The sequence below is a fragment of the Pseudomonas sp. S1(2024) genome (assembly GCF_046557535.1).
In genome coordinates this window covers 23,230-39,972 of sequence record NZ_JBKGFP010000061.1, presented here as the reverse complement: position 1 = coordinate 39,972, position 16,743 = coordinate 23,230, and the positions used below count along the sequence as shown (strand labels likewise).

23 protein-coding genes are annotated in these 16,743 nt (G+C 60.2%); 16 read left to right on the top strand and 7 right to left on the bottom strand.

Annotated elements, in window-relative coordinates; translation table 11 throughout:
- Positions 1 to 29 precede the first annotated feature (29 nt).
- The gene (locus ACLCGK_RS16665; RefSeq protein WP_410952451.1) at positions 30 to 1,352 is read right to left on the bottom strand and encodes an APC family permease; all 1,323 of its coding nucleotides are present in this window, start codon (positions 1,350 to 1,352) and stop codon (positions 30 to 32) included.
- A 99-nt stretch (positions 1,353 to 1,451) separates the two neighbouring features.
- Positions 1,452 to 2,273, bottom strand: a complete 822-nt coding sequence (locus ACLCGK_RS16660) for a carbon-nitrogen hydrolase family protein (RefSeq protein WP_015270267.1) — start codon at positions 2,271 to 2,273, stop codon at positions 1,452 to 1,454.
- 162 nt (positions 2,274 to 2,435) lie between these two features.
- Here ACLCGK_RS16660 and ACLCGK_RS16655 point away from each other — a divergent pair, with 162 nt between their 5' ends.
- Positions 2,436 to 3,224: a helix-turn-helix transcriptional regulator gene (locus tag ACLCGK_RS16655; protein WP_013972570.1), complete on the top strand. Its 789-nt coding sequence runs from the start codon at positions 2,436 to 2,438 to the stop codon at positions 3,222 to 3,224.
- A gap of 208 nt (positions 3,225 to 3,432) precedes the next feature.
- Positions 3,433 to 4,074, top strand: a complete 642-nt coding sequence (locus ACLCGK_RS16650) for a dTMP kinase (protein ID WP_410952450.1) — start codon at positions 3,433 to 3,435, stop codon at positions 4,072 to 4,074.
- An 18-nt stretch (positions 4,075 to 4,092) separates the two neighbouring features.
- Here the strand turns inward: ACLCGK_RS16650 and ACLCGK_RS16645 are convergent, their stop codons facing one another.
- Complete coding sequence (locus ACLCGK_RS16645) at positions 4,093 to 4,515, bottom strand: hypothetical protein (RefSeq protein ID WP_410952449.1); 423 nt, start codon at positions 4,513 to 4,515, stop codon at positions 4,093 to 4,095.
- A 239-nt stretch (positions 4,516 to 4,754) separates the two neighbouring features.
- Between ACLCGK_RS16645 and ACLCGK_RS16640 the strand changes: the two genes are divergently transcribed.
- The 3 genes from ACLCGK_RS16640 to ACLCGK_RS16630 all read left to right on the top strand — a co-directional run bounded on the left by ACLCGK_RS16640 (position 4,755) and on the right by ACLCGK_RS16630 (position 6,207).
- Complete coding sequence (locus ACLCGK_RS16640; protein WP_003258763.1) at positions 4,755 to 5,192, top strand: YeeE/YedE family protein; 438 nt, start codon at positions 4,755 to 4,757, stop codon at positions 5,190 to 5,192.
- Between the two features lies 1 nt (position 5,193).
- Entirely contained in the window at positions 5,194 to 5,613 is a 420-nt protein-coding gene (locus tag ACLCGK_RS16635) for a DUF6691 family protein (RefSeq protein ID WP_024087109.1), read from the top strand.
- A gap of 90 nt (positions 5,614 to 5,703) precedes the next feature.
- Positions 5,704 to 6,207: a peroxiredoxin gene (locus tag ACLCGK_RS16630; RefSeq protein ID WP_410952448.1), complete on the top strand. Its 504-nt coding sequence runs from the start codon at positions 5,704 to 5,706 to the stop codon at positions 6,205 to 6,207.
- A gap of 173 nt (positions 6,208 to 6,380) precedes the next feature.
- On the opposite strand, the gene ACLCGK_RS16625 is transcribed toward ACLCGK_RS16630, so the two are convergent.
- Both ACLCGK_RS16625 and ACLCGK_RS16620 read right to left on the bottom strand, forming a co-directional pair.
- Complete coding sequence (locus ACLCGK_RS16625) at positions 6,381 to 7,637, bottom strand: cation:dicarboxylate symporter family transporter (RefSeq protein ID WP_410952447.1); 1,257 nt, start codon at positions 7,635 to 7,637, stop codon at positions 6,381 to 6,383.
- 102 nt (positions 7,638 to 7,739) lie between these two features.
- Positions 7,740 to 8,165: a VOC family protein gene (locus tag ACLCGK_RS16620; RefSeq protein ID WP_410952446.1), complete on the bottom strand. Its 426-nt coding sequence runs from the start codon at positions 8,163 to 8,165 to the stop codon at positions 7,740 to 7,742.
- A gap of 153 nt (positions 8,166 to 8,318) precedes the next feature.
- Here ACLCGK_RS16620 and ACLCGK_RS16615 point away from each other — a divergent pair, with 153 nt between their 5' ends.
- Positions 8,319 to 9,194 carry a LysR substrate-binding domain-containing protein gene (locus ACLCGK_RS16615; RefSeq protein WP_410952445.1) on the top strand — a complete coding sequence of 292 codons (876 nt, stop codon included), beginning with the start codon at positions 8,319 to 8,321 and terminating at the stop codon, positions 9,192 to 9,194.
- A 47-nt stretch (positions 9,195 to 9,241) separates the two neighbouring features.
- Here ACLCGK_RS16615 and ACLCGK_RS16610 read toward each other — a convergent pair whose 3' ends face one another.
- Positions 9,242 to 10,072 (bottom strand): oxidoreductase, encoded by an 831-nt coding sequence (locus ACLCGK_RS16610; protein WP_410952444.1) that lies wholly within the window; start codon positions 10,070 to 10,072, stop codon positions 9,242 to 9,244.
- A 127-nt stretch (positions 10,073 to 10,199) separates the two neighbouring features.
- Between ACLCGK_RS16610 and ACLCGK_RS16605 the strand changes: the two genes are divergently transcribed.
- The gene (locus ACLCGK_RS16605) at positions 10,200 to 11,090 is read left to right on the top strand and encodes a LysR family transcriptional regulator (protein ID WP_013972578.1); all 891 of its coding nucleotides are present in this window, start codon (positions 10,200 to 10,202) and stop codon (positions 11,088 to 11,090) included.
- A gap of 105 nt (positions 11,091 to 11,195) precedes the next feature.
- Positions 11,196 to 11,654: a MaoC family dehydratase gene (locus tag ACLCGK_RS16600; protein ID WP_061551478.1), complete on the top strand. Its 459-nt coding sequence runs from the start codon at positions 11,196 to 11,198 to the stop codon at positions 11,652 to 11,654.
- Positions 11,655 to 11,676: 22 nt separating this feature from the next.
- On the opposite strand, the gene ACLCGK_RS16595 is transcribed toward ACLCGK_RS16600, so the two are convergent.
- Positions 11,677 to 12,120, bottom strand: coding sequence for a patatin-like phospholipase family protein (locus tag ACLCGK_RS16595; protein ID WP_410952443.1), 444 nt, complete (start codon positions 12,118 to 12,120; stop codon positions 11,677 to 11,679).
- Between the two features lie 254 nt (positions 12,121 to 12,374).
- Here ACLCGK_RS16595 and ACLCGK_RS16590 point away from each other — a divergent pair, with 254 nt between their 5' ends.
- The 8 genes from ACLCGK_RS16590 to ACLCGK_RS16555 all read left to right on the top strand — a co-directional run bounded on the left by ACLCGK_RS16590 (position 12,375) and on the right by ACLCGK_RS16555 (position 16,722).
- On the top strand, positions 12,375 to 12,593 hold the full coding sequence (locus ACLCGK_RS16590; RefSeq protein ID WP_013972583.1) for a hypothetical protein: 219 nt from the start codon (positions 12,375 to 12,377) through the stop codon (positions 12,591 to 12,593).
- Positions 12,594 to 12,611: 18 nt separating this feature from the next.
- Positions 12,612 to 12,908: a hypothetical protein gene (locus ACLCGK_RS16585; RefSeq protein ID WP_013972584.1), complete on the top strand. Its 297-nt coding sequence runs from the start codon at positions 12,612 to 12,614 to the stop codon at positions 12,906 to 12,908.
- Positions 12,908 to 13,621: a DUF72 domain-containing protein gene (locus ACLCGK_RS16580; protein WP_410952442.1), complete on the top strand. Its 714-nt coding sequence runs from the start codon at positions 12,908 to 12,910 to the stop codon at positions 13,619 to 13,621. The genes ACLCGK_RS16585 and ACLCGK_RS16580 overlap by 1 nt, the downstream gene beginning before the upstream one ends.
- A gap of 112 nt (positions 13,622 to 13,733) precedes the next feature.
- The gene (locus ACLCGK_RS16575) at positions 13,734 to 14,030 is read left to right on the top strand and encodes a DUF6555 family protein (RefSeq protein WP_015270275.1); all 297 of its coding nucleotides are present in this window, start codon (positions 13,734 to 13,736) and stop codon (positions 14,028 to 14,030) included.
- Between the two features lie 107 nt (positions 14,031 to 14,137).
- Entirely contained in the window at positions 14,138 to 14,662 is a 525-nt protein-coding gene (locus ACLCGK_RS16570; protein WP_015270276.1) for a hypothetical protein, read from the top strand.
- 241 nt (positions 14,663 to 14,903) lie between these two features.
- Positions 14,904 to 15,491, top strand: a complete 588-nt coding sequence (locus ACLCGK_RS16565) for a hypothetical protein (protein ID WP_410952441.1) — start codon at positions 14,904 to 14,906, stop codon at positions 15,489 to 15,491.
- The gene (locus tag ACLCGK_RS16560; RefSeq protein WP_003258743.1) at positions 15,491 to 15,919 is read left to right on the top strand and encodes a phage holin family protein; all 429 of its coding nucleotides are present in this window, start codon (positions 15,491 to 15,493) and stop codon (positions 15,917 to 15,919) included. Before ACLCGK_RS16565 ends, ACLCGK_RS16560 begins: the two co-directional genes overlap by 1 nt.
- Positions 15,916 to 16,722 carry a DUF3618 domain-containing protein gene (locus ACLCGK_RS16555; protein WP_410952440.1) on the top strand — a complete coding sequence of 269 codons (807 nt, stop codon included), beginning with the start codon at positions 15,916 to 15,918 and terminating at the stop codon, positions 16,720 to 16,722. The genes ACLCGK_RS16560 and ACLCGK_RS16555 overlap by 4 nt, the downstream gene beginning before the upstream one ends.
- Positions 16,723 to 16,743: the final 21 nt, after the last annotated feature.

Genomic DNA, 16,743 nt, shown 5'->3' with positions numbered 1-16,743 from the left:
AAAGCGCCGTATCGACCAGAGTGGACAGCTCAGGCTTCCTCGAAGTGCATCTCCGGGGGCTTGCGCTTGAAACCACGGGTAATCACCGTCAGGTAGAGCACGCCGAGGCAGAGCCAGCCTGCCCCCAGGTAGATCGCCAGGTGATCAAGACTTGCCATCAGCCACAACGTGGATGCAAAGCCCACCAAGGGGAACGCGAGGTACATCAGTAGCGCGTTCGCACCACGCTGCTGCATGGCGACCCAGTAGTGGAAGATCACAGCCAGGTTGACCAGGCTGAACGCGAGAAATGCACCGAAGTTGATGAACGAGGTGGAGGTCGTCACGTCCATGCGCAAGGCAAGCAGGGCGACCACCCCGCACAGGATGATGCTGGGCACCGGCGTGCTGAAGCGTTCGCTCAACCTTCCGAAGAATGACCTGGGCAGCACTCCGTCACGCCCCATCGCATACAGCAGCCGGGAGGCGCTGGCCTGTGCCGACAGGCCAGAAGTGAACTGGCCGACGATCAGCCCCAGCAGGAAGATGCTGACGAAGATGTCGCCACCGATGTTCTGGGCGATTTCATAAGCCGCCGCGTCGGCGTTGGCAAAGTCGGTGGACGGGTGAGCGAGCTGAACGAAGTAGCTGCAGGCGATGAACAGCCCGCCACCGATCAGGGTGATCAGCAGGATGGCTTTCGGGATGTTCTTGCGTGGTTCCTTGGTTTCTTCGGTCAGGGTGCTGACCGCGTCGAAGCCCAGGAATGAATAGCAGGCAATCGCCGCACCGCTCATGATCAGCGGCAACTGGGTGCCTTCCTTGTAGAACGGCTCGAGTGTCCACAGCGGTACCGTGGGGTCGCCCCAGACATAGTGCACCGCCAGTGCAACGAACGCCGCCAGCACCAGCAGCTGAATGAACATCAACAGGCCATTGACGGTCTTGGCCAGCCGCAGGCCGATCACATTGATCGTTGTGGTGATGCCGATGAATGCCAACACCCAAATGGCTTGTGGCACGCCCGGGAACGCCGAGTGCAGATAGGCCGCGCCAATGAGCCAGATCGCCATGGGCAGGAACAGGTAGTCGAGCAACACCGCCCAACCGGTGATGAAGCCCAGCTGCGGGCTGATCGATTTGCGCACGTAGGTATAGGCGGACCCGGCGACCGGGAAGGCGCGCGCCATGTGGCCGTAGCTCAAGGCGGTAAAGAACATGGCGATGGCTGCAGCGAGGTAGGCTGCGGGTACCTTTCCTCCCGTCGTCTCGGCCAGGATGCCGAATGTGCCCAGGACGATGATGGGGGTCATGTAGGCGATGCCGAAAAGCACCACCGAGCCCAGCGAAAGCGTTCGCTTGAGTGTGGCCATTACTGCTTGCTCCAGCTTGTGATTGTTATTCAGAGTCGAACACGCTGCCGTCCCTGGCGGCCTTGCATTCCAGTAATAGAGCCTGGAAGGGTGGAATTTTCAGGAGGGGATGATCAGTTCGCGAAGGCCGTTGGCGTGCTCGACCTGTTCACCCGGCAGCTGGATGCGGCGCTGGGCGATGTAGGTGTAATCGCGCCGTGACTGCTGCAGTTGGTCCATGGCCAGCTCGACGGTTATCCGGCACTCGCCACGGCCGGCTTCGCACAGCAACTGGCCGTACGGGTCGACGACGGCACTGCCGCCGGCGAAGACCAGGCCGCCATCACCATCACCCACGCGGTTGACCATGACCGCGAAGGCCTGGTTTTCCATGGCGCGTGCGGTGATGGCGGTTCTGTGGGTGGGCCCGTACGGGTCCATGTTGCCGTTGGTGACGATGATCAGTTCTGCGCCCAGCTGCCCCAGGGCACGGGCGGTTTCCGGGAACTCGATGTCGAAGCAGATCAGCAGGCCGACACGGATGCCTTTGAACAGGGCTGTCGCAAAACGGTCGCCAGGGGTGAAAACCCCGCAGTCCGATGCCCAAAGGTGGGTCTTGCGATAGGTGAGCGCTACGCCTTCAGGCGTGACCAGCACGGTGGTGTTGTAGAAACGACCGTCGTCTGCGGCTTCGGCCATCCCGACGACCACGGCAACATTCTGCGCTTGTGCGGCCTGTTGGACTGCCGTGATGCTCGGGCCATCCAGTGGCTCGGCGATGCGGCCGATATTTTCTTCGGTTGGGAAGCCCATCAGCTGGGTTTCCGGAAAGACCAGCAGATCGGTATCGGCGCCGCAGTTGCCGATCGCCTTGATGGTGCGCTGCAGGTTGTACGCGGTATCGCCATCGCGACCGGCCAGTTGGACAAGCTCTACCTTCATTTCCAATCCTCGACTAACAGCTTCGACCGCCACGCCGTGGCGACATGGGGTGTAAAAAACGATCCCGGTACAGGTTCGCTCAGCGTAAGCTAGCCCGGATTATGGGGTGGTCATCATGGCGGGGGGTATTACGCCCACGTGGTAACCCAACAGGGGTAGAGGATGAATTTTACGCTGCACGACATCGCCTGGCACCGATCGGTAGGCCAATTGATCGAAACCCTTGACAAGGACCACTTCTGGACAGCCTTGGTGCGGTTGCTGAACGAGTACGTTGCCTGCGACAGCTGGGTTGCGCTGCTGTTTTCCGCAGGGCGCCCGCAGGTGTTCGCCGAGTGCCCCAGTGCAGACGGCAACCCTGACCCGCTGTTCCAGGACTACCTGAAGGGCTTGTACCTGCTGGACCCTTTCTACGTGGCCAGCCGAGAGGCTGCGGTGTCCGGCCTGGTGCGCCTGGCGGATGTGGCCCCTGAGTGTTTCGAGCAGACGGACTACTACCAGCGCTATTTCCGGCTTAACGTGGTTGCCGATGAAATTCAGTTCAACGTGCAGCTGGATGCGCAGCGCACGCTGTGCCTGTCGTTGGGTAGCAAGCGCCGGTTCAGCATCGAACAGGTCACCCTGCTGGAACTGTTGCGGCCATGGGTCACTGCGCTGATGCGCCAGCGGATGACGTTCGAGCGGGAGTTGCTGGAAGAGGCCACCAAACCTGCACCGCACTGGCAAAGCCGCATGGAGGACAGGGTCGAGCAGATGGAGTCGCCGCTGACCGGGCGTGAGCTGGAGGTGGGCCGGCTGATGCTCAGCGGGTGTTCCAGCAAAGAAATTGCGCGCAAGCTTGAAATCTCGGTGGAGACAGTGAAAGTGCACCGCAAGCATATGTACAGCAAGTTGGGTATCAAATCGCAGTCGGAGCTTTTTTCGCTGTTTCTTCAGGCCCAGCTGGGTTGATTCCGGCCAACTGCATGTCCCCTCACATGGGACTGCACATGACTTGTTGCCTTGGCAGGGATTCTGTGGGAGCGGGTTTACCCGCGAACACCGGCATAGCCGGTGCCATCCACCGCGTCGCCTGCTTCGCGGGCATGCCCGCTCCCACAAGGACCGTGCTGGCACCCAGGCCTGCGCTGCATCTTCAGATTCGACTGGTAATGAAAAAATGACCCGCCCGCTGTTTGTTTCCATCGATGGGCCCAAGGGCACCGGCAAGACCACGCTTCTGGAGGCGGTTACCAAGGCCTTGCGGGCTGACAACAAGAAAGTGATCCGGCTTTGCGAGAAAAAAAGCGACCCCTACCGGGGGGAAACCATGGCCCTTGTCAATCAACTGGTCAGAAACCCCTCCCGGGACCTGGAATTGAGGGTATGCGAGCGCTTCGCCGAAAGCCGTGCCTGGATTTCACGACACGTGCTGCCCAGGCAGCCAGTAGACAGCATCATCCTGATCGATCGCTGGTACCCGTCTGATGCCGCATTTCGCCGCAGCGTGGCGTTCGACGAAATCCTGCGCCTGAACCTCGAGCGAAATGTGCAAGTGCCCGATTTGCATGTCGGCGTTGTCACGGCCCCTGATACCTCATGGGCAAGGGCCGCGGCACGAACGCGCGGATTGGGCAGTACGGTGATCCATAGCCTGGACGAGCAGGTTGCCTGTACCGAGGCGTTCGAGCGTGCGGTTGCGGAACACGGCTGGGTATTGTGCCGTAATGAAGGGGCCATCGAGGATGCAACGCGGCAGATAGTGGCCGAGATCGATGGCGTGCTTCGACCACGTCATCGACCGCAGTGCGATCAGTGCTGAAACAACAGCAAGTACTGGTTACTGCTTCATGGGCATATCCATCATCGACGACTGCTGATCCATCATCTTCATCATCATGTCCATCATTCCGTCGCCCATACCCATGCCACCCTTGGGTCCCGACATTCCCATGCCCGAACCCATGCAGCCCGCAGCATGTTGCTGGTGCAGCATGGCCATGCTCTCCTTCATTGTCTTCATGCCCTCGCGCATGGCGGCCTGGCGCTCGGCAGGGGTCTTCGCGGCTGCGGCTTTGTCATGAGCAACCTGCATCTTGTGCATTTGCTCGCTCATCGCCTTGTGCATGGGCGACTCGGAAGTTGTACTGGCGGCTGGGGCGCTGGTGGAGGCGTCGCCAGCCTGATTTTTGGCTTCGGCATGCGCCATGAGTGCACTACCGGCCAGAACAACAGCAAGAACCAACTTCAATTGCGTTTGCATGGCGAACTCCACTTTTATGGATATATACGACGTGCCTCAAGGCCGTGGTATGCCTGGATGATTGCAGTCTAGGCGGCCATCTGGTCGCGAATTTGACCTGCATCAAACAAGTGCAGCTTCATGCACTTTGAATAGGCTGGCTAATCTCATTGAAATTGTCGGCATAGGGGTCGTGGTATTCTTCAACTTTCTTACTGAACCGTTAATTGTTCTCTTGTTCCTGTTCCGGGAGAAATACGATGGCAATTGATTGGCTGGCCTTTACACCATGGTCCGCGCTGGCTGGTGGTGTGTTGATCGGGCTGGGGGCTGGGCTGTTCGCGGTGGTGAATGGCCGTATTGCAGGAATCAGTGGTTTGCTCGGTTCGATGCTGCAGCGAGGCGGGGAAGGGCGCAGAGAAAAGCTTGCCTTTCTTTTGGGGCTGCTGGCAGCCCCGTTGCTTTGGGGGATATTTGCCACGCTGCCGTCAGCCCGTTTCACCACGGCTTCCTGGACACTCATCGCGGCGGGCCTTCTGGTAGGGCTGGGGACGCGCTATGGCAGCGGTTGTACCAGCGGCCACGGCGTCTGTGGCCTGTCGCGCCTGTCACCCCGTTCGGCGGTGGCAACGCTGTGCTTCATGGCTACCGGTTTTGCCACGGTGTATGTGGTCCGCCATCTCGTACAAGGGGCCTGAAATGCCGGTGTTCAGTGGTTTCATCGCCGGGCTGCTGTTCGGCGTGGGGTTGTTGCTGGCAGGCATGGCCGACCCCGCCAAGGTGCTCGGCTTTCTCGACATCGCAGGGCAATGGGACCCTTCGCTGGCGCTAGTGATGATCGGGGCGATTGCCGCAGCATGGATACCGATGCGCTGGGCGAGCGGTCATCCAACGGCCCTGCTGGGTGGGGCGATGCAATTGCCTGGCCGACGTGATGTGGACCGCCGCCTTATCGGCGGCAGCCTGGTATTCGGCATTGGCTGGGGGCTTGCGGGCATCTGCCCGGGGCCGGCCCTGGTGCTGCTGCCTGCAGGGTACTGGCAGGCCTGGCTGTTCGTCGCTGCGATGCTGGTTGGCATGGGGTTGTTCCAGTGGCTTGAGGCGCGTCGTGGTAGCTGACATCCAGCTTTCCAGGCCAGACCGCTGTATGTACGCACCTTGGTGGATGCTGCATCATGCTTGGCCATTTACCGCCCCACGGAGAAAACGATGATCAAGACCGGCGATACACTGCCCGACGTAACGCTTTACCTGTACAGCAACGGCGAGGGCGGCTGTGCAATCGGCCCGAACGCGTTTTCCCTGCACGAGCGCTGCAAGCAGAAAAAAGTGGTGATCTTCGGCTTGCCTGGTGCCTTCACGCCTACCTGTTCGCAGCGGCACGTACCGGGCTACGTGGCCGCGGCCCAGGACCTGTTCGCTACCGGGGTTGCCGAAATTCTCTGTGTTTCGGTCAATGATGCATTCGTCATGAATGCCTGGGGCGCGAGCCTGCAGGTGGGCGAGGCGGTCAGGATGATTGGCGATGGCAATGGTGAATTCAGCGAGGCGCTGGGCCTGATCCAGGACCTATCGGCACGCGGCATGGGTCGGCGTTCGCAACGCTATGCCATGTTGGTCGACGACTTGGTGGTCAGGCACATTGCGGTCGAAGCACCCGGCAAGTTCGAGTGCAGCGACGCTGCGAGCATGTTGGCTGTTTGTAAGCTATGAAGGCATACACAGTTACTGTGGGAGCGGGCGCGCCCGCGAAACGGCCAACGCGGTGCGTGGCACCGGCTGCGCCGGTGTTCGCGGGCACGCCCGCTCCCACAGGGAATGTGACTCGCTCTCGAATATCGTTCCCTGCGCGACAGCGCAGCTCGAAGGGCTGGGCAATTGGCCCATCAACCTCTACTCGCCGCCTCACGCCGGGATGGCTTCAACTGAACCCCCTCCCAACGGGCAATCACCAGTGGTGCGATTGCATTGCCTAGCACGTTCAGCGTGGTAGTCCCGCTTTCAATCACTCGGAAGATGCCTGCCACCAGTGCCACAGCATCGAGGGGAAGCCCGGCAGATGCCAGCGTGGCCGAGAGGATGATGATTGCGAAGCCTGGAACACCGGCTGCGCCCTTGGAGGTGAGCACCATGGTCACGACCAGCAGTATTTGTTGGGACAGTGTGAGGTCTATACCGTAAAGCTGGGCGATGAAGATCGTCGCGACCCCCAGGAAAATCGACGCCCCATCCAGGTTGAACGCATACCCGACCGGTACTACGAAGCTGACGATACGTCTGGGAACACCATAGTGTTCAAGCTTCTCCATCAGCTGTGGCATTACCGCCGCGGATGCCGCACTCGAGCACGCCAGGATCAACTCGTCCTTGAAATAGCGGACAAGCTTCGACAGGTTCTCGCCGATCAACAGGCAGATACCGCCAAGTACGATCAGTGCGAAGAGGATCAGTGCCAGGTAAACGACCCCGATCAACTTCATCAATGGCAGCAGGGAGGCGAAGCCGAAGGTTGCCACGGTGGAACCGATCATGCCGAACACCCCAATGGGCGCGTATGCCATGACATAGTTCACCAGCTTGAACATTGCGTCGGCGGTGCCCTGGAGTGTCGCTACGACTGGGGCACTCTTTTCGCGCGGCAAGGCGTTCAGGGCCATACCGAATAGTACCGCGAAGAACAGGATGGAAAGCAACTTGCCTTCGGACAGCGACTGGAAGAGGTTGTCCGGCACAATGTTCTGCAGGATCAGCAAAGCGCCTTTTGCAGGTTCCGATTTAATGCTCGCAGCGCCTCCCGCCATGCCGGCGATCACCGTACCTGAACCAGGCCCCAGAAGATTGGCCAGCACGAGCCCGACAATGATTGCCAAGGTGGTGATTGCGAAAAAGTAGCCAAGGGACTTGACCCCCATACGGCCAAACGACTTGTTGTCGCCACCCCCTGCAATGCCGAGCACCATGCAGCAGAAGACGATGGGCACGACAATCATCTTCATCATCTTGATGAAGATGTCACCCAGGGGTTTGAGCACTTCACTGCTGACCCATTGTTGATGTTCCGGGTGTGTATTCAAGAACCAGCCAACGCTGATGCCGAGCAATAAGCCGATAACGATCTGCCAGACCAGTGGGACTTTTTTCATGACGCCAGCCTGTTTTTATTGATTTAAGGTGTGCTGCGCTGTTGGCAGTAATTGAAGGCGTGAGCGACGCGCTCACGCCCGGGAGCACGCGGGCAAACAACGCTATTTGGCGAAGATCTGTCCCATGTCCTTGAACGCTTTGAACTCCAGCGCGTTACCACACGGGTCGAAGAGGAACATGGTGGCTTGCTCGCCCACCTGGCCTTTGAAGCGGATGTAGGGCTCGATAACGAATTCGGTACCCAGGTCGGTCAGGCGCTTGGCAAGCGCTTCCCACTCGTCCCACTGCAGAATCACGCCAAAGTGAGGGGCTGGCACATTGTGTCCATCTACCGGGTTGCTAAGTGCATGTTCCTGGTAGGGCATCTTGGGATGTTCGTGGATGACCAGTTGATGGCCATAGAAGTTGAAGTCGACCCATTGGGCTGCGGAACGTCCTTCTTCAAGGTTGAACACCTCGCCGTAGAACTTGCGAGCCGCGGGAATATCGTAAACCGGAATGGCGAGATGGAAGGGGGACAGGCTCATCAGAAACTCCTTGAGGGCTATGGGTAACGACCTGTGAAGTAACAGGTTGTCGATGGGGTGGGTGGCTTGTTTCTTGTGCTTGCCGATTCTAGGAGTGGCCAAGTGATAAAAAAATCAATATATTTTTCTTGAAAACACAAAGGAAATTTATGAATGATCCGCGAGCTCAAGACCCTGATTGCCGTGGCCCGGGAGGGCACGTTCGCTGCGGCCGGGCTCAAGGTGAACCTGACCCAGGCGGCCGTAAGCGCGCAGATGCAGAGGCTGGAGGCCGAACTGGGGTATGAGATCTTTGAACGCAAAGGCCGCAACGCCCAGCTGAACAGGCGCGGGCAGCAGATTCTGGAGCAGGCCCAGGAACTCGTCAGGCTTTACAACAGCCTGGGTTCCGGTGCACAGGGTGTGGCGCCTACCGTGCAGGTCGAGGTCGGCGCTATCGCGTCGGTACAGAGGTCACTGCTGCCACAAGCACTGGCGCAGTTTCATGGTGCCCGGCCTGAATGTCGCACGCGGATCATCCCTGGCCTGTCGCTGGAGCTGCTGAGTGCGGTAGATGCCCGGGAAATCGACATCGCCGTGATCATCAGGCCGCCGTTCGAATTGCAAAGCGATCTGCACTGGACAACGTTGGCAAGCGAGCCTTACAGGCTGATCGTTCCAGCCGGGCTCGCGGATGCAGAGTGGGGCGAAATGCTTTCGACCCAACCCTTCATTCGCTACGATCGCTCGTCATTTGGTGGGCGCCAGGTCGACCGCTTCCTTCGACAATTTCATTTCAATACCAGAGACGTGTGCGAACTGGACGAACTGGATGCCATCACCGAACTGGTCGGGAAGGGTGTGGGGGTAGCGTTGGTACCACAAACAGTCAGCCGGGACGCCTGGCCTGCCTCCGTGCGCGCCTATGATCTTGGCGCCCACACGTTCCATCGCGACATTGGCCTGGTTCACCCTGCAAACGTTGCCTTGAGCGTGCAGGTTACGCTCTTGGTCCAGCTGATTGTCGAGGCGGCTGTTCAATGCCACTGACAACCTGAACCGGCGCCCCCGGTTCAGGTTTGGCACGCCAGCGACGGCTACGCGGCAAAGTCGGTAGAGAGCGACAGGTCCCGCCACTGGGCCAGCTCTTGCTCTACCGCGCTGTTCTTGGCCTCGATGCGCGCGACGGCATCGCTGCCCAGCGCCAGGCGCAGTGGCGGGTTCGCTGCATTGACCAGGGCCAGCAGGGCTTCGGCCAGCTTCGCAGGGTTGCCGGGCTGGGCATGGTTGGCCGCCTCGGCGTGGTGGCGCATGACGCCGACGGTGGCTGCGTAGTCAGGCAGCTCCAGGGCTGTCTTCACCAGCGATTGGTCATCCAGGAAGTCGGTACGGAAGAAGCCCGGCTCGACCACGGTCACCTTGATCCCCAAGGGGGCCAGCTCCTGATGCATCGCTTCGCTGATGCCTTCGACCGCGAACTTGGTCGAACCGTACACCCCCCAGCCCATGTAGGCCTGGTAGCCGCCGAGCGACGAGATGTTGATCACGTGGCCGCTGCGTTGGCGACGCATGTGGGGCAGTACGGCGCGGGTTACGTTGAGCAGCCCGAAAACGTTGGTGGCGAACAGCCGTTCGGTTTCGCTGGCGCTGGTTTCTTCTACCGCGCCGAGCACGCCATAACCGGCATTGTTGACCAGCACGTCGATTTGCCCGAAATGCTTGATGCCAGCAGCGACCGCCGCATGGGCGTCCTCTTCGCGGGTCACATCCAGGCGCACGGCCAACAGGTTCGGGTGCCGGCCAAGGCGAGCCTCGATGTCTTCCGGGTTACGCGCCGTTGCGATGACGGCGTCACCCGCTGCCAGGGCCTGTTCGGCGATCAGGGTGCCGAAACCGCGGGAAGCGCCAGTAATAAGCCAGGTACGCATGTCAACTCCTCCTGTATCCGACCCTGCACCATGCGGGCCTTCTCGATGAGTTGAGCGAACTTTAAAATCTGCGGATTGCTGTGATAATCCCATGAATATTACATAGGCCTTTGAGTAGCTTTCAGTAATGAAGCCAACCAGCACCGCCGATCTGTCCCTGTTCCTGTGCATTGCCCGCCACCTGAACTTCAGCCGCGCGGCAGTCGAGCTGGGCCTTACGCCCTCGGCCCTGAGCCATGCGCTGCGGGCTCTGGAAACCCGTCTTGATGTTCGCCTGTTCAACCGCACCACGCGCAGTGTGGCGCTTACCGAGGCCGGGGAGCGTCTTTACCAGAGGCTGCAACCGGCCTTTCGGGACATCGCCGACGCGCTGGAGGACCTCAACAACTTCCGCGACAAACCGTCAGGCAACCTGCGTATCACTGCCGGGCGCGCCGCAGTAGAGCTCGCGCTACTGCCACTGGCCAATCGCTTTCTGCTGGCGTATCCGGATATACGCCTGGAAATCGTCAGTGACGATGCGCTGGTGGACATGGTGGGCACCGGCTTTGACGCTGGCGTGCGCCTGGGGGAGCGACTCCAGGCGGACATGGTTTCGCTGCCCATCGGCCCTTACCTTCGTTCGGTGGTGGTAGCGGCGCCCGCGTTTTTCGATCGATATCCTGTTCCACAGCACCCGCAAGACTTGAAGCAACTACCTTGCATCGGGCACCGCTTCCCTGGTGGCGCACTTTATCGATGGGAGTTCGAGCGCGGGGGTGTGCAACTGGAGGTCGATGTCCAGGGGCCCTTGGTATTGGGTGACGTCAGCCTGATGCTGGCGCCTGCCTTGCAAGGGCTCGGCCTGGCCTACGTGTTCGAAGACATGGCCAAGGAGCACCTGGAGCGTGGCCATCTGCAGCAGGTGCTGGAGGACTGGTGTCACTACTACCCGGGGCTGTATCTGTACTACCCGAGCCGCCGCCAGGTGCCTGCGGCGTTAAGGGCCTTCATCGAGTTCGTACGGGAGCAGCGCTAGCGTGAGCGTGGCTTTTGGAGGCAGGCAGGTAGGGAAGGGCTAAACTGGCGCCAGTTCCAGACGTTTCGCTTTGCCGTCGCTGCCTGCATACCCAGGAGGTAACTCATGGCTTCTGCACCTGAAAGGCTCTTTTTCGAGGACTTGCAAGTAGGTGAGTCCTTCATGAGCGGCTCGTATGAAATGACCCAGGAGCGGATCCTGAGTTTCGCCTCGGAGTTCGACCCCCAGCCATTCCATACGGACCCCGATGCTGCCCAAGAAACCTTTTTTGCTGGGCTGGCTGCTAGCGGCTGGCATACATCCGCAGTCACGATGCGGTTGTTGGTAGAGAGTGTTCCAGTGGCTGGAGGGCTCATCGGCGCTGGCAGCGAAATCAGCTGGCCAAGGGCCGTGCGACCAGGTGACCTGTTGCGAGTGACCACAACCATAAGGGAGCTTGCCGCGTCGAAGTCGAAGCCTGACCGGGGCTTCGCTGTCCTTGAGAGCATCACGCTGAATCAGGACGATGCCGTATGCCAAACCACTGTTTCAAGGGTATTGGTGTTTCGCCGGGCAGATGTGTAAGGCCCCGAACTGTCCACATCATTCAATGCTCATGGGCATGCGAGTGAACGGTCAGGGCACCCGGCACCTTGGTCCGTTCGAGCCCGCCGTGGTCCAGCCACCGAAGCGTCTGCTCATAGGCCCGCTCCAGCAACGACTCGGTCTGGTCGAAGTTGAATACCGAGACATCGACCGGGCACAAGGGCGGAACGATATGCAGGCTGGTGAGCGTGCGGAAGTGTTCGATGTCACTCACAAGCTGGCGCATGCTCTCGGTTCTGCTCAGGCCCCGCCAGAATTCGGCGAGAGTCTCGACACCCTGAGCGTTGGGCCTTGCTGCAAAGTAGGCACCGTTGATGGCGCCTACCGAGGCGCCAACCACCATGTCGAACTGGACTTCGGCTTCGACCAGGGCCCGCAGCATCCCCACCTGGACCGCACCCAGACTGCCGCCGCCAGCGAACACGATTGCGGTTTGCGTAGGCATGATTGCCGTCTCTGCGCAGACGTGTGTCGACTGAGTGTAGTTGGCAGGGGAGGTACGTCCGGATCCAGGCACGCCCCGTCTTTTGTTCGCCTGGATGTCTGGCGTCCACTTCCCTTGATTGCTCAGCCCAGTCTGCGGATGGCAGCCCTCCCTGATTCCTGAGCCGGTCGTCGTCGCTGCTGAACGGCTGCACTCAAGCCAGGATCAATCGAGCTGAGTCGCCCGATTTCATTCAGCCAGCAGGAGTTACAGCGATGGCCCAGTACCTGTACCTGATCAGCTACATCCTCGACAACCAACCCGGCACCTGCGAATTGCGCAGCGACCAGGAGGACCTGAGCCGCGAAGCAGCGCGCGATTACCTCCAAGGCCTGCACCGCAACGAAGCGTCATCTTTCACTGACGTGCAGGTGCAACGTCTGGAGCACGACCATGAGCCAGGCACGTCACCGGGGCATTATCAGCAACCATGAAAAGGTGAGGGCTGGCAGATGAAAAGAAGAGGTGAAACCTATAGAAAGTGGTGCGACCCGATCCTGCACCATCAAACCCATGAGGAAACGCTCGGAACCGGCACTTGCCTGGAAGTGCAGACGCGCTTGTCACGCACAGGCGCCACGCAGTTGTTCATTGGTGTCTATCGCACCGACGGTTCGGTGCTGTGCGAACGGATCTATGACCAACGCGCGGGGGAAACCATGAGGCGTGCGTTGCTGTGGGGTGTGGGATATGCCCGACGCGTCGCGGGTGAGGGCGAGGCGTTGCGTGGCGAACCGGCCGGTAGCTGATGATTTATCTGGGTTGCGCTGGCTGGAGCCTGTCGAACCGTTACGCCGAGGCATTTGCGCAGCCCGGCAGCCACCTGCAACGCTACGCCACCCGCTTCAATGCAGTGGAAATCAACAGTTCCTTCTACCGACCCCATCGCCCGGAAACCTATGCCCGTTGGGCTGCGTCCGTACCTGAGCATTTCCGCTTTGCGGTGAAGGTGCCCAAGGCCATCAGCCATGAGCAGCGGCTCTGCGGGTGCGAGGAGGCGCTGGACAGGTTTCTTGCTCAATGCGGTCAGTTGGGCGACCGCCTGGGTTGCCTGCTGGTACAACTGCCGCCATCGCTTGGCCATGACCCCCAGCATGCGCGACGTTTCTTCGAAAGCCTGCGGCAACGGTATGACGGGCCGGTAGCGCTGGAGCCCAGGCACGCCAGCTGGCAATCGGCGCAGCCGATGCTGGTCGATTTGCGCATCGCCCAGGTTGCCGCGAGCCCGTCGCGCTTCGTTACCGATGCGCAACCGGGAGGTTGGCCGGGGCTGGTCTACTGGCGCCTGCATGGCGAACCGAGGATCTACCACAGCGAGTATTCCGACGAATATCTGCAGCGTCTGGCTGAACGCTTGCCGCACAGCCTTGCCGCCGGAGCGCCCACCTGGTGCATTTTCGATAACACCGCCTCCGGCGCTGCGATAGCCAATGCACTGGCTTTGGAGCGGCATTTGCGCTGAGGAAGTGATGGAAGCATGGCGATGGAAAAGAGCGATGACAAATCAGTCAAAATTAATGAATCTTTTTACACGTCGCTCGCTCCATTAGTCTGAATTGGTGAAGGAGAGTGCAATGGCTGGACAGCAGTTGTATGTGATCGAGTACGAGCTTCATGGGGAATTTCGCACCTTCATCATCCGGCTCGAGCGTATGGACAACGCCGAAGCCTGGCACTGGGCAAGTTGCGATGCCGGCGTGGGTATCATTCCACGGTTCGGCCAGCACAAGATCAAGAAGGTCAGCCGGCCAATGGCTGAGCGCTACGGCATCGGCAATGTGCGCTGGCGGGTATCGGGCGACGGGCCGGAGTTCGTCGCACCGACCATTGATGTGAAGAAGTTTTCCAATAGCGGTACCGGCAATACCTGAAGCTTGTTGTGCGCAAGGCCTGCCTGAAGTCTTCAGGCAGGCTTGCGCTCATGGGTTCGCTTCTCAAGTTTCGAGGCACCATCACTCTCACTTTCAGGAGCCAGTACGTGCCGCAAATCATCACTCCAGGCACCCCTGAACACGAGATCAGCGAGCGGAACGCCCGCATGTTCGGCTCGCCAAAGGAACGCCTGGATTTCTACCGCCGTGAAATCCAGTACGAGACCAGCATCCTTGCCAACCGCACTGACGCCTATCTAGCTGCCCAGTCGTTTCTGGTGATCGCCTTCGTGTCGTCAATGAGTAACCTCAACCAGAGCTGGGGCGAGATGTTCACGCTGGTGGTTCCCCCGTTTCTCGCATTGCTGGGCGTGTTGAGTTCACTCAATGCCTGGCCGGGCATTCGCGCGGCCTACAAGATCATCGAGCACTGGCAATTGAAACAGAGCCACCTTCTGCGCAGCGAGCCATTGATGGGCCTGGCATATGACGAATCGCCACTGTTCAGCGAGGCGGAAACCTCCCTGGCCGGGCACCGCAAGTCGTTGTTATTTTCGCTGCGTACGCCTTGGATATTCCTGGTCTTCTGGATGATTCTCGGTATTTACGCGGTCTTCATCCAGCTGGCGTGAGCGGCGCGGCTGCACCCCGAGACAACGCGGTACTCCAATCGTTGTCGACGCTGATTACCGCCACCTTCAAAGCCTTTGCTCCGGTACCAATAACCAGGTTTGATTGCGCCATTTTCTTTGGGTCTCCAGACAAGTGTCATAGATCACAAACGCTGAACTCCTGCAGCCCCACCTGCGTCCCTCGAATGAATGCCCCAGTAAAGACGGCATCCACCCAACAATCAGCTTCGAGGGCGAAACGATGGACAAGACTAATCAAAGCTCGACGTCTCCACCCGGTAGCACCCAGGAACATGCCTTGATCGATGACGCCGGTGCGCTGCTTGGCGAGGCCAGGCACAAAGGCAGCGAGCAGTTCGACCATTACCGCGATAACGCAGCCGATCAGCTTGATTCGCTCGAGGAAGGTGCGCGTTCGGCGGCAGCTGCGCTGCAAGGCAAGGACAGTCTCGGGCTGTCGCAGTACCTGAACCAGGCAGCAGAGTGCGTGGGTGAGTTCGCCGAACAGGTACGCCATGAAAGTGCCGAAAGCCTGCTGCAGCGTGGTGCTCAGTTGGCCAGGAGCAACCCGGCGCTATTCCTGGCCGGTAGCGTCGCCATCGGGTTTGCCGTATCGCGTTTCATGCGAGCCAGCACCAGCCATGAGTCCACCACCCCTGCGTCGTCCGGTGATTGGCAACAGTCCCGCCCCGCGCAGCCAGTGCCTGATCGTGGCAGCGACGTATCCACCCGTGAACCTTTCACCCCAGTCGACCCAGTCGGCCCTGGTGCAGGCACGCCGGTCAGTGGCAGCCCGTTCGAACGCGATCCACTCAAAGGAGGTGAATGATGAACAAAGAACCCTTGCATACCACCCCGAGCTTGCACACGGCGGAAGACGACGCCGTCGGTGTTGGCGGTTTGTTGCGCCAGCTGATGCGGGAAGTACCGGACCTGTTCACCAAGGAGCTGGCGCTGGCCAAGGCAGAGCTGCAGCAGAACCTCGCCACCCTCAAGGCCGGCACGGCTGCGGTGGCAGCGGGTGCGATCGTGATGCTGGCGGGCTTCGTCATCCTGTTGCTGGCGGCAGTCTACGCCTTGGCGATGGTGCTCGAACCCTGGTTGGCAGCCCTGATCGTGGGCGCGGTCACCTTGGTAATCGGGTTCATCATGTTGCAGTCGGGCAAGAAACGGTTCGAACCCACGCATCTGGCCCCTGACCGTACCTTGCATGCCATGCAGCAGGACAAGGACACGCTGAAGAGGAAACTGCCATGACCACTTCCTTCGAACATGAAGCGCACAAAGACCCGGACTTGCTCGAGCAGGAAATCAACGCCAAGCGCGAGCACATCAGCGATCTGGTGGACGCCCTCGAACAGCGCCTGAGCCCGGGCCAGATGGTCGACCGGGTCCTGGCCTATGCCAAGGGCAATGGCGGCGAGTTCTTCGAGAACCTTGGCACCACCCTCAAGAACAACCCCGTACCCGCAACCCTGACGGTATTGGGCCTGGCCTGGCTGGGCCTGAACCAGAACCGCCCCTTCAACCCCGGGCCTGCACACCATGGGCCTGGGCTGGGCGAAAAACTCGGCGACGCGGTGGACACGGTGAAGGGCGCTTTCGCGCAGGCGGGGGAGGCAGTGCACGACGCCAGCCAGAAGGTGCGCATGAAAGCCCATGACATGCGCGATCGGGCCAGCGACTTTGGCAGCGGCGCCCGCGACTCCGTGGGGGCTTCCGCGGATACCCTGCGCCATTCGGCACACAAGGCCGCAGATCAGGCCACGGCACTGAAGGGCCAGTTCGATCACCTGCTGCAGGAGCAACCTCTGGTATTGGCCGCTTTGGGCATAGCACTGGGTGCGGCATTGGGGGCCGCATTACCCACTACCCGCAAGGAAGACCAGCTGATGGGCGCCAGCAGTGATCGTTTGAGCGACACACTCAAGGCCAAGGGCCGCGAGGTGAAGGCGTCGGTCGAAGAGTCTTTCGACAAGGTGGGTGGTAAAGCGTCTACACAGGCAGAGCGCAAGGCTGCAGACTCCGACCTTTCCTCAGGGTTGGGCTTCAATTCCTGATCCCGAGGGATGTGCGTCGCC

Bases quoted from the DNA above. Each gene is read 5' to 3' on its own strand.
- ACLCGK_RS16665 (WP_410952451.1), bottom strand. From the start codon at position 1,352: ATGGCCACACTCAAGCGAACGCTTTCGCTGGGCTCGGTGGTGCTTTTC.
- ACLCGK_RS16660 (WP_015270267.1), bottom strand. From the start codon at position 2,273: ATGAAGGTAGAGCTTGTCCAACTGGCCGGTCGCGATGGCGATACCGCG.
- ACLCGK_RS16655 (WP_013972570.1), top strand. From the start codon at position 2,436: ATGAATTTTACGCTGCACGACATCGCCTGGCACCGATCGGTAGGCCAA.
- ACLCGK_RS16650 (WP_410952450.1), top strand. From the start codon at position 3,433: ATGACCCGCCCGCTGTTTGTTTCCATCGATGGGCCCAAGGGCACCGGC.
- ACLCGK_RS16645 (WP_410952449.1), bottom strand. From the start codon at position 4,515: ATGCAAACGCAATTGAAGTTGGTTCTTGCTGTTGTTCTGGCCGGTAGT.
- ACLCGK_RS16640 (WP_003258763.1), top strand. From the start codon at position 4,755: ATGGCAATTGATTGGCTGGCCTTTACACCATGGTCCGCGCTGGCTGGT.
- ACLCGK_RS16635 (WP_024087109.1), top strand. From the start codon at position 5,194: ATGCCGGTGTTCAGTGGTTTCATCGCCGGGCTGCTGTTCGGCGTGGGG.
- ACLCGK_RS16630 (WP_410952448.1), top strand. From the start codon at position 5,704: ATGATCAAGACCGGCGATACACTGCCCGACGTAACGCTTTACCTGTAC.
- ACLCGK_RS16625 (WP_410952447.1), bottom strand. From the start codon at position 7,637: ATGAAAAAAGTCCCACTGGTCTGGCAGATCGTTATCGGCTTATTGCTC.
- ACLCGK_RS16620 (WP_410952446.1), bottom strand. From the start codon at position 8,165: ATGAGCCTGTCCCCCTTCCATCTCGCCATTCCGGTTTACGATATTCCC.
- ACLCGK_RS16615 (WP_410952445.1), top strand. From the start codon at position 8,319: ATGATCCGCGAGCTCAAGACCCTGATTGCCGTGGCCCGGGAGGGCACG.
- ACLCGK_RS16610 (WP_410952444.1), bottom strand. From the start codon at position 10,072: ATGCGTACCTGGCTTATTACTGGCGCTTCCCGCGGTTTCGGCACCCTG.
- ACLCGK_RS16605 (WP_013972578.1), top strand. From the start codon at position 10,200: ATGAAGCCAACCAGCACCGCCGATCTGTCCCTGTTCCTGTGCATTGCC.
- ACLCGK_RS16600 (WP_061551478.1), top strand. From the start codon at position 11,196: ATGGCTTCTGCACCTGAAAGGCTCTTTTTCGAGGACTTGCAAGTAGGT.
- ACLCGK_RS16595 (WP_410952443.1), bottom strand. From the start codon at position 12,120: ATGCCTACGCAAACCGCAATCGTGTTCGCTGGCGGCGGCAGTCTGGGT.
- ACLCGK_RS16590 (WP_013972583.1), top strand. From the start codon at position 12,375: ATGGCCCAGTACCTGTACCTGATCAGCTACATCCTCGACAACCAACCC.
- ACLCGK_RS16585 (WP_013972584.1), top strand. From the start codon at position 12,612: ATGAAAAGAAGAGGTGAAACCTATAGAAAGTGGTGCGACCCGATCCTG.
- ACLCGK_RS16580 (WP_410952442.1), top strand. From the start codon at position 12,908: ATGATTTATCTGGGTTGCGCTGGCTGGAGCCTGTCGAACCGTTACGCC.
- ACLCGK_RS16575 (WP_015270275.1), top strand. From the start codon at position 13,734: ATGGCTGGACAGCAGTTGTATGTGATCGAGTACGAGCTTCATGGGGAA.
- ACLCGK_RS16565 (WP_410952441.1), top strand. From the start codon at position 14,904: ATGGACAAGACTAATCAAAGCTCGACGTCTCCACCCGGTAGCACCCAG.
- ACLCGK_RS16560 (WP_003258743.1), top strand. From the start codon at position 15,491: ATGAACAAAGAACCCTTGCATACCACCCCGAGCTTGCACACGGCGGAA.
- ACLCGK_RS16555 (WP_410952440.1), top strand. From the start codon at position 15,916: ATGACCACTTCCTTCGAACATGAAGCGCACAAAGACCCGGACTTGCTC.